Annotated in this window: 10 protein-coding genes; 9 read left to right on the top strand and 1 reads right to left on the bottom strand. The window is 30.4% G+C overall.

Annotation, left to right across the window (positions count from 1 at the left end):
* Positions 1-11 precede the first annotated feature (11 nt).
* The 4 genes from T479_RS16165 (at position 12) to T479_RS16150 (ending at position 4,933) form a co-directional block, all read left to right on the top strand.
* Positions 12-872 (top strand): DUF6994 family protein, encoded by an 861-nt coding sequence (locus tag T479_RS16165; RefSeq protein WP_025220241.1) that lies wholly within the window; start codon positions 12-14, stop codon positions 870-872.
* Between the two features lie 61 nt (positions 873-933).
* Positions 934-2,601 carry an NERD domain-containing protein gene (locus tag T479_RS16160; RefSeq protein ID WP_025220240.1) on the top strand — a complete coding sequence of 556 codons (1,668 nt, stop codon included), beginning with the start codon at positions 934-936 and terminating at the stop codon, positions 2,599-2,601.
* Between the two features lie 311 nt (positions 2,602-2,912).
* A complete protein-coding gene (locus T479_RS16155; RefSeq protein ID WP_025220239.1) occupies positions 2,913-3,461 on the top strand; it encodes a GNAT family N-acetyltransferase in 549 nt (182 codons plus the stop codon).
* A gap of 488 nt (positions 3,462-3,949) precedes the next feature.
* Positions 3,950-4,933, top strand: a complete 984-nt coding sequence (locus T479_RS16150; protein ID WP_025220238.1) for a hypothetical protein — start codon at positions 3,950-3,952, stop codon at positions 4,931-4,933.
* 272 nt (positions 4,934-5,205) lie between these two features.
* Here T479_RS16150 and T479_RS23810 read toward each other — a convergent pair whose 3' ends face one another.
* On the bottom strand, positions 5,206-5,349 hold the full coding sequence (locus T479_RS23810) for a hypothetical protein (RefSeq protein WP_158497903.1): 144 nt from the start codon (positions 5,347-5,349) through the stop codon (positions 5,206-5,208).
* 574 nt (positions 5,350-5,923) lie between these two features.
* Here T479_RS23810 and T479_RS16140 point away from each other — a divergent pair.
* The 5 genes from T479_RS16140 (at position 5,924) to T479_RS16120 (ending at position 12,087) form a co-directional block, all read left to right on the top strand.
* A complete protein-coding gene (locus tag T479_RS16140; protein ID WP_025220236.1) occupies positions 5,924-6,142 on the top strand; it encodes a hypothetical protein in 219 nt (72 codons plus the stop codon).
* A 385-nt stretch (positions 6,143-6,527) separates the two neighbouring features.
* The gene (locus tag T479_RS16135) at positions 6,528-7,571 is read left to right on the top strand and encodes a hypothetical protein (protein WP_025220235.1); all 1,044 of its coding nucleotides are present in this window, start codon (positions 6,528-6,530) and stop codon (positions 7,569-7,571) included.
* On the top strand, positions 7,568-8,125 hold the full coding sequence (locus T479_RS16130; protein WP_025220234.1) for a hypothetical protein: 558 nt from the start codon (positions 7,568-7,570) through the stop codon (positions 8,123-8,125). The genes T479_RS16135 and T479_RS16130 overlap by 4 nt, the downstream gene beginning before the upstream one ends.
* Positions 8,125-8,742: a hypothetical protein gene (locus T479_RS16125; RefSeq protein ID WP_025220233.1), complete on the top strand. Its 618-nt coding sequence runs from the start codon at positions 8,125-8,127 to the stop codon at positions 8,740-8,742. The genes T479_RS16130 and T479_RS16125 overlap by 1 nt, the downstream gene beginning before the upstream one ends.
* 18 nt (positions 8,743-8,760) lie before the next feature.
* Complete coding sequence (locus T479_RS16120; protein ID WP_025220232.1) at positions 8,761-12,087, top strand: DEAD/DEAH box helicase; 3,327 nt, start codon at positions 8,761-8,763, stop codon at positions 12,085-12,087.
* Positions 12,088-12,425 lie beyond the last annotated feature (338 nt).

Here is a 12,425-nt window from a genome sequence, read left to right as displayed (position 1 = left end):
AAGGTATTACAATGAATAAATCAGTTAAGTGTAAAAACGAAGAAATAAAAAATTGTGATTGTGCCAATTTAGTGAAAGAGTTTATAAATGATGAACTCAACGGTGAGATTTCTGATTTGGCTTCCTATGACTTTAGTAAATTAGAAGGTGATTTGAAGTTAGGTAACCAATGCGGCTATTTTGATTGCGATGATACATTACTAGCAAGGGCAATATATTGCGTGCTTTGGAAGGAGATTGATTGTGTATCAAAACTAATAAAAGATGGAAAATATCGAGGAGATACTTTGAATTCGTTCAATACTGTATTTGGGAAGAATGGAGATAAAGCTAAAAAGATATCGGATGAAATTACGAATCCTCCTGAGAGATATATGTTTAGAGAGAAAGTTAAGGACTTTTCTAAACACTATCACACAATAGGGAATTTCGTTATTTTACCAAATAAATTGATCAAAGATATTATGCTAATAGTCAAAGAAGAAGGACAGTATGTAAAAAAACTAGAATCAACTACAATTAATAGGTATCGTGGCCTCCAGTCTTCTGGACTTCATGATTACTTTGATCAGTTTCTTGGTGTTTTAGAAAATTGGTACAATAAATCAGATGAAATTTCAGATGATTGGAAAAAAGTATTAGATGGAAACAAGGAGCTTTTCCCAAAAAAGTTTGATGAATTTAGAGATATGTTCTTTTTAAACTCCTACTTTGACGATGGTAGAAAAAATGTTAGAAGACTCACTGAGAAGTTTCCAAGTGCTAAAGGTCGCCCTACTCTAGAAAAGGCAGAAAAATATCTAAAAGATGCAACTCAAATAATAAATCAGCGTGCAGAAATAATGATTGAAAATTTAGAAAAGAATTTGTGAAAACTAAAATCCCGAACCTCATTTATATAACCGTATCATAAGTAACGGAAGGAGATTGTTTATGAAAAGTATTTATATAAAATCAGTTGAATTTTTCGATGCTAACGCACATCAAATAGATGAAATATATGCAGAAAAATTACTTATGGATATTTCAACAATAATTCCAATTAAAGATGATAATAATATTCTTTTTTTAAACGTGGGAAATGCATTCGAAGAGAATAAGTTTATTAAAGAATTTATAGGTAAAGAATATAAAATATATAAAGAGAAGAATGATATTTATCGCTTTATTCAAGGATTAAAGGGACAATTAGAGGTTAAGTTATATAATTTAGTATTACAGAATCCTATTGGTTACTTGATATCTTTGTATAGAATGTTAGATTACAACTCACAATTCACGCCTTTAGTAATGGAAGAAATAGATAAAGATATTGATGAAATTGAATTTAAAGATGAAAAAATAAGAATTTTAGCTAGTTCAATTAATCTTCTTAAAAAACAAGCAAATGAATCAAGATTCAAAAAGATTTTAGGATATATAGAGAATATAATTGCTATAGATAAACAAGCATTACAAAAAGTAGTTAATTATATACTCGCTTATAAATTTGAATATTCCGATACAAATATTCAAGCAGTTGTTGAACTAGAAGATTTAATTGAAGTGGCTAGAGGGATTTATCGTATTCTTAGTATAAAACACGAGATATTCTCTAATATAGAGAAGAATACATTAATAATTGATAATGGAGAAATAATCATTAGTGTAGAAGAACCTATTTTAAAAACAATTTCTGGTGATTTTTATGATGTAATGTCCAATAATTTAACAAATAATTTTAAATTTGATGACAAAGTTAACGAGGTAATGAGGGAGTTTATAGGGGTAGATAGTATCACTATTAACAATGCAATTAACAATGCAATAAACCGATATACTGATGGAGAAAGTGAATATCCGGGAATGATGTTTTTTGATGAAGAAGGATTACTAATGTTTTTAAAATCTTTCTTTTCAATCGATACTAATAATGCAAAAAAGATAAAAAAAGAATTGGTTTTAGATAAATTGAAAGTATCTAAAATTCGCAATGATGTTTCTCTAAATGAAGGGAGATTGATGAGACAGAGCATTTTAGAATTAAATGAGGGGTTATACATCTGTAGTGAACCCATTTTTTTATTTTCATTAGGAGGTATAATTGCAGACATTGCTGATGGAAATATTTCTAATGAAGAGTTTAAAGGTAAATTATTCAAATATATTCATGAAATGCATATAGAATTCGAGAAAGATGTGGAATCTTTAATAGGAGCAAATTCTTCGTGTCAATTATTAAATAGGAGGGTACACGAAACGTTTTTTAAAGAATTCAAATTGCCAGGTGAGATTGATATTTTAGTAATTATTAAAGGAGTACTATTTGTTATTGAATGCAAGGCATTTTCATTACAATTCAATTTAAGTGGTATGCTTTCTGAGATGAAAAAAGTAAAAGGAACTAGTGATAAAAAATCTATCCAACAAAAATTGAAGGCTAATGTAGACACTTTAAAAGAAAATAAACACATCGTAGAAAGTGTGGTTGGTTTGAAAATAGATAAAATTGAAGGCGTAATTATCACAAAGAACCCTTCAATAGCTTTTGAAGCAAACATGGGATTTTTTGATGTAATACACAGCTCTCAAATTCTAAATTATATAAAAGACCACACTTAGAATAGTCACGGAAAACCTTAAGTGTGAGAAAGAACACCTTAAAAAGAAGAAAGAATATTACTCAGAATAAGAAAATGCTGTTGAAAATATACTTAAGAGCAGAAACCAATTTTCCACAACCGGGCGCTATCCTTGATAAAAGGATAAGCGCTCATTTTTTCATTGAAGGGCCATTATGGAGAAAGGTTTATTTAACGTGTGCAGGATAGTTGTACAATAGTTTGGATTTTTATGGTAAGTTATTTAGTGAATAAACAGCCATAATTCAATATGAGAAAGAAAAAGAATAGACTATTGAAGGGAGTAATTATATGCTTAATTTTTTATTTGATTTTAAGCAACACAGGAATAAAAGACAATATTCAAAAACAAAAATAAAGGATTTAGATGCAGAATTAAAAATAGAAATTAAGAAAATTGAAGAAGATCCTGAGAGATTCATTTTGAATGTTTCACATAAAAATGGGGAGCAGATCATTGTTTATCGTACTATTTTTGACCAAGATGAAAAATTTGGAGTATTCTTTATAGAACTTAAAGTTATTCATAAAAAAGGCATTGTATTGAATCGAATTCGTTTAAGTGCCTATTACTCCAGTGAAGAAACGATTGAGCTTTGTGATATAGAAGTTTTTGGAGAGAATGAAGGTAGGGGGTACGGTTCAATTTTACTCGATTCTTTAATTAATTTTGCTATAGAAAACTCTATAAAGAAAATTTCTGGTTGGATTTCCTATTCAGACAAGGATCACTTTGATAAGCTAGATTTTTTCTATAAAAAACACGGTTTCAATGTAACTTGGGGTAATGACACTAACAATGCAAATAAAGCCGCAGACATTATTTGGACTAATTTTTGAACAGTTTGTCTAAGAGTGAAGTAACGGTGTGTTTTCCTTCAAGAACCATCTTTCGCAATCAGGCATTTATTGAAAAAGAATTGAGTCGCTTTTGCTATAGGATTATGTTATGGAGTAAAAAAAATAGCAGCGAATTTTTTACAAGATGAAAGTAAATGGGAGATTGAACAACAAGAAGAGAAATATCTTGGGGAAAAAGTAATTGTTATCAGAGGGGACTTAGATGCATTTAATTCAGAAAAGTATAAATCAGAATCATTTAGGTTATGGGTGCATAAATCCTCTGGAATTTTAATGAAGATGGAGACTTATAGTTCAGAAAGAAATGTAGTAGATTCATTTGTAACTCAGAAGTTTATTCTCGATAAATCAATTCCATCAGTGATTTTGAATTTAATATTCCAAAAGATTTCAAAAAAATGATGTAACTGTTCATGTTATGATATTTTTGTTGTAAACATAATTTATTGATTAGGGAGGCCAGCCAATTGCAATGGAAATTAACAAAAGAAGAATATGATGTTTTACTTTCATATGTAGGTTGTGGGAACTTTCCAGAAGCTGATATTATTGTTTTTGGTAATGAAGAGGGAACTGGCGGATATAGTGTTGAAGCAAATGCGAAAGCACGTGTAAATCTTTATGGTCGAGATGAAATTACCGGTCAATTTTTGACATGCTTGAAGGATGGTAATTGGCAGAATGGATTTTATGAACCAAATGCTTACGGTGGGCGTAGGAAAGTGGAGAAATACATATTACCTATCGAAATCAAAAAGAATAAATTTACTAAAGGTGTTTTTAATCAGACCATAGCGAGGTTATGTTTAGCGATTGAAGATCCAAGCAAGGATTGGTTTCAAGGTAGCTCTGGAAGTGGTGCTACTGAATGGGAAGAAATAAAACAATTTGTTAGCAAACAATTATACAGACCAAGGGATGGAGTCCAAACTGCACTAGCTGATTGGCGCCCACTTCCTCGTCCAAGTGAGAGAGAGGCGGATTGGCCAAAGGAAGAATATAGTGCTATTTCCCTGTCTACTAAAAACAATCCATATCTTGCATTCTTTAATAATCCCAAAAGAAATAGGAAAAAGCCTTCAGATTTTAGTAATTTTCAAGAAGATATGAAAAAACGTTTAGAAATTCTTAAAAATCTATTTATAACATCTAAAGCAAACGTCATCATCGGTATTGGGGGAGTTAGTGGATTTAAGAAAGACGCATTAGAATTAATGTTTGAAGACATAAAATTTGTACCATTGGAATTTAATACAGCAGATATGTTTACTAGGAAAAATCGAGAACTTCAAGTGTTAACATCAACTATTTCTTTACCTAATAAAAATCTCCAGATTTTCTTAATCCCATTTCCAGAAGCAGGAAATGTTTTTAAAACGCAAGAAGATGCTTTAAATATGTTAAAGGAACTATTCGTTCAATATATAAATCCAATATTTAAACCATGTTAAAAAGAAGATAATTATACGGGGTATGAATGTTAGAGTGCTATTGTTGAATATTCGATTTACAAAATACTCAAATCAAAACAGCGATGATTCCACAATTATTTGTAAAATCATCGCTGTTTTTTAAAGCAAGACAGTAAAAGCAATAATCGTTGAGGAAACAGCCAACAATAAAAAGATAGTTAATATTAAAGGTGTTGTTACCTAGTATTTATATTATTAAATGTGCGTAGATATAGGCTTTGTTTAAATGATGGCGGCTGTAAGTATGTAAGTTAGTCCTTAACATAAGGTAACAATAATACATACAATCCCTTTTTTTGTTCTTTTGAAAGTGTTGAAAGCATTTTCGTTAATTCTTTGTCCAATTCTTGTTCGATATCTACACTCATTTCTTCGTGGCCATCAGATACTTGCATCTCCTTCTTGTCCTCTAAACTTTGAAAAAAATTACTCATGGAAATTTCAAATTCATTACATATTTTCTCTAGCAAAGTAAAAGTAACTTCTTGATTCCCGCTTTCTATGCGAGATAGTGGATGTATTTAATCTATAATTAAATCATTAAAAAATATAAAAAAAACAAATTTCTCCGTATAAACCTATAGTAAAACAAGAGGTTATTTTCAAATAAAGATAGAGAATATATCAAAGAATACGAGCGGCACACATGTTTATCTATAAGTTATCCAATTAAATTGTATTTAACCGAATGAATGAGCTTATTATAGGAAGGGAATAATTATATAAATGGATGGGTAATTTAGCCTTTTTTTCTAAAAAACATGATAAAATGGAATTATAAAATTTGAGAAATCGATAGTTAATGATTTTTCAATATTCGATGCGATGATATATATCATAATAAATAATTCTAAAGAAAAATTTCTTGAATGAACAGTTTTTACAAGAATTTAGCATGTTTAATAAAGTAAAATAACTTATCGAGCTTCACATATATTTTAGAAACGAAAGAAAGGAATGGAAAAGAAGATGGAATTAGTCTTATTTATCTTGATGATGTTAACTTTATTAGTTGCTACATTCAAATTGTTTATTAAATGGTTTGAATTAATGGTACCGTTTATCTTTAAAAAGCGCCTTGCAGAACTTGAAGCACGTCGCATGGAAGATGTAAAAAAACTACAGGATATGGGAATTGAATTGTTTTCTGGTGAAGATTATCTTACAAAATATACAAGCATTCGATAAAATTGGTCTTTCTTAGTTAAATGCACCTTCATAATCAATATTTTAGTTCGCATTTTTTGTAAAAAGTCCATATTCTATTCGAGTAAATTGATGCAGTTTTTTATTAATGACAATCCCAAGATCTTAGTTTATTTTTTGAAGCGAGGAACGGTGTTTAGAATAATTATTAGGATACAGCTCTAAGTTAGAGGATTTACTCATTAGGGCTGTTTTCATTTTAATTATAATATTCATTTAATGTGAAATAATGTTATGTTCAGAGTGTATTAGAAATGGGTTTTATATAATGGGTGTTTTTTATCTAGATGAAAAATATTTTTTTTGCTAAATAATTTCGATATATAATTCCTCTTTTTTAAATTACGTAGTAAAAGGATGATTTTTTATGGATGTATTAATAGAACCAATTCAATTAAGTTTTCCTATTAAGCAGGCTAATGTAAGAATTTCTTCAGGTTGGCTGGATAGGCTAGACATTTTCACAAAATTTGTATTTAAAATGATTGTTAAAGGATATGGAGAAGAAGAAATTCAAAGTGTGACGAAATTACAGAAGCATTTAATATTAGAAGAAATTCATCGTCTACAAGATTGGGGATTAATCGAAAAAGATTACAAACTAACTAATTTGGGTGAAAATTATGAAGTATTGCTGGAAATAATAGAGGATTTTAATAAAGAAGAACCGATTTTTTATATTAATTTATTTAATGGTCAAGTCTTATTAGAAAAAAAAGAGTTTGTATTAGAACCTAAAGGAAAAAAGATGAAAAGTAATGTAACGTGGGTTCAAACACAAGGTGCAAATTTTAATAATGTTCAAGAGCAGTTTATTCAAACTTATTTGTTTACTCACCCATTGTCAGGTTATCTTTCATTAGAAGCTATAGAGGCATTGGATATTTGGCTTGAGATAGAGAAAGAGACGCCCACAGTGTATTATTTGAAAACAATAGAGTCACTAGCAAATTTGCCTCATAGTCAATTAAAGCGACAGATGGACGATTTATTGCTACAGCTTAAGGTTCCATCCTTAAAAGTAAAAATCGACCACGTTGATTTAATTAGACACAGAACTGTTTTATCTACGTTAAGCCAGTTAGAAAAATATGATGCTTCTTTGATATCAAGTGATGCGCAGAAATTACTTAAGTTAAATGATTTATACACAACCGAATTAAAGCATGAGGAAAAAGTGTATTATTGGAATCCGTTAAATAATCACTTTACTTTAAAATTTGAAGAACAGACTAAAGTTCAAACAAATAGCTTTAAGATTATAGCTGCATGTTTACCTCCTACTGAGTTATTTATTAAAGAAGTATTTGAAGATTTACCTGAGGGGTTTAAGGTTTTTGTTGAAAATGTTGATGAAAAAATATATACAATCCATGCGTGTTCTAAGGAACTTTTGGAGGAGTTAATATGAATAGGCCAGCGCTACGATTTTTAGGACATATGGCATCTCGTTCAGTGGGGATTGTACAAGGTGTTTCAAAAAAGAATATTTTTCAAGTAGTTTTGGAGACAGGTGTAAATGTAGCAGAACTAGCGGGTGAAATTGTTCGGTATAATGAAACATTAAAACATACTGCTTTTATAGAGCAATATGGTGAGCGAGTAAAACAAATGTCTCAAAAAAGAACTGAACAACAAATAAAATATCATCAACAAAAGGTTATACAAATCCAAGAAGAACAATTATTAAATTTACAACTTGAAGAAAAATTATTGCATCAGTCCTTAGAAGAGTTAAAACAAAAAAGCGAGACGCAAATGTTATTAAATGAAATAGAAATAAAAGAGAATATTGAAATTAAGGTATTCATTATGGATATGTTAAAAACTTATAACAAAATGCTTTCACTTTGTCATAAATGTATTGAAAGTACAGTAGCTGAGGGAGAAGAGAAGCAAAGATTATTTGAAGAGTATCGTAAAAATCAAAAACAAATGAATGCACTTTCAAAGGAGATATATTGATGGGAATAGATATAAATAAGGCGAAAGATAAAGTGAAAAATGCGAGAGCAACGAATACTAAAAGCGGATCAAAGCCAAAATTAAAGCATAATGAAAAAATGGATTACATTAATTCTGGTATTACGGTAGTAAATTCATTAGCAGAGTTAACGAATACTATTTTGAATTCTAAAGAAGAAACAAGGCGTGCAAAAATTGATGCAGATTCACGTCAAGCAGAATTAAATTCAGATTTAGCAAAAATGAGAATAGACTTGTCTGAGAAGACTGAAAAGATGAAGATGAAACTAGAAAGAGCTCGTCTTAACCAACAAGAAAAATTAAAAGAAATTGATGCGGAGATTCATAAAGTAGAGCAAACAGAAATGACAAAACGTGAGATGCTCAAGTATGATCATGAACAACGTATGGAAGTTCTAGGAATGCAAAGAGAAATGCTAAATACGATTATGGCTATTTATAAAAAATACTATGAGGATTTATTTAGTGGTAATTCAACGTTAATAATTCCAGGAGATATAGGTCAACAAATGCAACAATGTATTAGAACAATTAATACTGCATTACAGCCAGTTGCTTTAAGTCATAAGGAAATTTATCTAGAAATAGAAGATTAAGAAAGGTGGTATTGTATTATGCCTTTGCCACTTCTACCATTATTATTAGGTGGAACTGCTGTTATCGGTCTAGGAGCAGCAGCAGCATCGTTTATATTTAATGAATTAACAGAAGCGGAACGTTTGAAGCAGCAAGAAATGAAAGATAATATAGAACAATTTAAAGAAGAACAAGATATTATCTTTAAAAAATTGTTAGCGGAGCATAAAATAACGGAATCACAGTTTAAGTATGCTACTGATGAGAAAATTACAAATTTGCGTGTTCAATTTGCAAAAAGCCAAAGTCAAATTCAATATGAATTTTCCAAAAAATACATTCAATTAACTTACGAACAAATCCAAGTATCAAAAGAAATTCAAAAGGAAATTCGAGTTGCACGAAACCGTATGAAAATGGTTATTCAAAAAGAAAAAACGATTTTACGTAAGGAAGCGATGAACTATTTATGGAGGGAGTTACAAATTGGATTTGAGAAAGCTAATTCTTACGTTTCTTATTTATATGCACATATAGAAAAAATAAAAGCACATCGTTTTCAATTGAAAAGTGACGAATTTATTTTTGAGTTTCGCTTACCAAAAAATTTTCCGCATATCGGAAAGTTATTGTTTTTTGAAAAAGATCGATTATTAGAGCCTAATGTGTCTTTGTCTTTAAATAATTTTCAGTCTTTCAACCTTGTAGTAGAAGATCTAATAGAATTAAACAATTTACCAAAAGAAGCGAAAATCCCGGTATTTATTACATCAAGACTGGATAATAGTACATATAATGTTTCGATTGGGAAAGGAATGTTTCAATTTGTTGCTGTCCAACAATCTCAAGTAGGTGTTCAAGCATCAGTTAAGTCATTTGGGGAACGCGGGGAAATTTTACTTTCTTATAAAGGTGTAGAATTATCTATGCGATCTAGAGATTTAAAGAATCCATTGAAAATTCCTCCTATAGGTGCAAATATTCGGGTTTATCCAACAGGTTGGCATGGCCTTTTACAACAAAAAATATTTGTAAGTGAAAAGTATGAGGATAGCTTACGATCATTTCAATTTTCAACATTACCGATTGTTTTTACAGATGATGGTGCAGAAGAATTTATTACCTATTATGAAGAGCAGGGTTTAGAAGGGGCATCCGATGAATGGAAAATAGGTCCGTATAATGGTGAAGTAACATCATTTAAGTTGCAACTTGGAGATTTTTTAGTTTTTAATGTTCAAGTTGAGCAAGGAGAATTTCCATTTTTACGATTTAAACAGATTTTACCTTTGGAGGAAGCGTTTGAAACCGATGATATCTTTATAGTAATGGATGCAGAGTTTGAAATGGTACTGGAAACGGAATTGCCCCTCCTTTCAAAGGAAAGTCATCGCAATATGTTTGATTTGAATGTGATGATCTTGAAAGAAATTCAAATACAAGAGCAACTAAATCAAAGTATAGAGGGGCTAAACTTTTTTGCGAAATGGACAGAAGTAACAGAAAAGCTTATTCATTATTTATCAAAGGGAACAGAAATAGCATGTGAGTTAGGAGTAGGGACAGTAGAATTGTACAAAACGAATTTTGTGCAATTATATAAACATAAATATGAGATTTTAAATAATGATGAGGTTATTAGTATATTAAATACGATCGCAGTAAATGGGTTACCACAATTTTTTATTGAGGAAAATCAGATGAAAGTAGAATTCGATGAGACCAGCCGACATTTAATTTGTTATAGCAATCAAGAGGAATTAAAATTCTCTCATCAAAGATTGCTTGTCTACACACGCGTTTTTTGTTATCCGGAGACACAACAAAGACTGGCACTAGATGCGTTTAGAGAAGGTGCTTTATTGAATGCAAAACTGCAACCGTATATTATTAATGGTACAAATGTTCAAGCTGAACCAATTTTACTTCCGAAACTTTCATGGAAAAATCCTTATTTGCTTAGTAATATGGCACAAAAACAGGCTGTAGAACAAGCATTAGCAGAAAAAAATTTGTATTTAATTCAAGGACCACCAGGTACGGGGAAAACAACGGTTATCCGTGAGTTGATTCATCAACAACTTCACTTAACACCGTCTGCACGTATTTTAGTTGTTTCCCAAGCTAATGTAGCTATAGATAATGTATTAAAGGGGTTAGATGAACAGCTAGCGGATGAAATGATTCGATGTGGCAATTTAGAGAAAATTGATTCAGACTTACAAAGTGTGAGTTTTGATGAAAAGCATTCAAAATATGAGGATTTGTTGAAATATAATGATGTACCAGATTATTTACAAGAATTTTCAAATGAATGGAATAAAATAATCACTCGTGAAAATCCAGAAAATGCGCCTGTTATGGGAGAAATACTTGTTCGTAATCATAAAATTGTTGGTGCAACTTGTTTAGGGCTTATGCAGCGTAAAATTGGTCTAAATCGAGTTGAGTTCGATTTAGTTATTATCGACGAAGCGGGGAAAGCTTTACCTGCTGAATTATTAATTCCAATAAATCGAGCGAAAAAGTTAATTATGATAGGTGATCACAGACAGTTACCACCAGTTATTAATCCAGCTCTATATGATGCTGAGAAAATTGAATTATCGGAAGCAGACTATTGTAAAAATGAATTATTTACAACAAGTTTATTTAAAAGACTTTATGAAACATTACCGAATTCTAACAAAATGATGTTGAATACCCAATATCGAATGCCAGCGGTTATTGGTAATATGATTAGTGAATTTTTTTATAATGGAAAGTTAGTTAGTCATAAGAACACAACAGAACGACCAACGAAATATTTCAATGAAAATTTAAATTTCTTGAATATGGATCGGCATGTAGCCTATGTTGAAAATACCCAATATGGTTCTGTGACCAATGAATATGAAGCAGAAATAGTTGTTCAACTTGTTCAACAAATTCGTGCTACTAGACCTATTTCAGAAAAAGTTGCGATTATCTGTCCATATCGTGGGCAAAATCGATTAATTAAACAAGCATTTTATAAGCAACAGATGAATATCAGTGAGCTAAATATAGCAGTCAATACAATCGATGCTTATCAAGGTGATGAAGCAGAAATTGTAATCTATTGCATGACGCGTTCAAAAAGAAAAACCCTTTACTTTTCCGATGAGGCACGATTAAATGTTGCTTTTTCTAGAGTGAAAAATGATTTACTTATTATTGGTTCTATGAAGTATTTGAAATCCTATGGAGAAAATCATATCGTAAATAAAATTGCTGATTATATTGTACGAAATGGTGAAATTCTTACAATAGAAAACTTAACGCAATTTGGTAAACAAATAACGTCAGAGAAAAATAGAGAAATAGATTTAGCGTCATTTAGTTAAATTAAATTTCAATGTCCCGATGTAGTTAAGAAAGGGTTTTTATAGTTAGAACACCCGCCGTATCGTACCATAAACATGAAATAAATCCTTTACACAAATTATACACAAAGACCCAGAAATCCTTGATAAAAAAGGGTTTCTGGGTTGTTTAAAAGTCCTCCTGGGACGTATCGAGGTTCAGATAGAACAAGTTTGAACCAACTGAAAAGCGCTTCAAATCCTTTAGTATCAAAGGTTTGAAGCGCTTTTATTTTTTGAGTTATTCAACAAACGGGCCATTTAATTGAATAACACTTCTAAATAAAAAATAGTGTTTTTTGTTAATCTTGATGTGAGTT

This window comes from Lysinibacillus sphaericus, assembly GCF_000600105.1.
Classification (GTDB): domain Bacteria; phylum Bacillota; class Bacilli; order Bacillales_A; family Planococcaceae; genus Lysinibacillus; species Lysinibacillus sphaericus.
This window is presented reverse-complemented; position numbering and strand designations above follow the sequence as displayed.

Coding starts and splice junctions, on each gene's coding strand:
- T479_RS16165 (WP_025220241.1), top strand. CDS start 12: ATGAATAAATCAGTTAAGTGTAAAAACGAAGAAATAAAAAATTGTGAT.
- T479_RS16160 (WP_025220240.1), top strand. CDS start 934: ATGAAAAGTATTTATATAAAATCAGTTGAATTTTTCGATGCTAACGCA.
- T479_RS16155 (WP_025220239.1), top strand. CDS start 2,913: ATGCTTAATTTTTTATTTGATTTTAAGCAACACAGGAATAAAAGACAA.
- T479_RS23810 (WP_158497903.1), bottom strand. CDS start 5,349: ATGCAAGTATCTGATGGCCACGAAGAAATGAGTGTAGATATCGAACAA.
- T479_RS16140 (WP_025220236.1), top strand. CDS start 5,924: ATGGAATTAGTCTTATTTATCTTGATGATGTTAACTTTATTAGTTGCT.
- T479_RS16135 (WP_025220235.1), top strand. CDS start 6,528: ATGGATGTATTAATAGAACCAATTCAATTAAGTTTTCCTATTAAGCAG.
- T479_RS16130 (WP_025220234.1), top strand. CDS start 7,568: ATGAATAGGCCAGCGCTACGATTTTTAGGACATATGGCATCTCGTTCA.
- T479_RS16125 (WP_025220233.1), top strand. CDS start 8,125: ATGGGAATAGATATAAATAAGGCGAAAGATAAAGTGAAAAATGCGAGA.
- T479_RS16120 (WP_025220232.1), top strand. CDS start 8,761: ATGCCTTTGCCACTTCTACCATTATTATTAGGTGGAACTGCTGTTATC.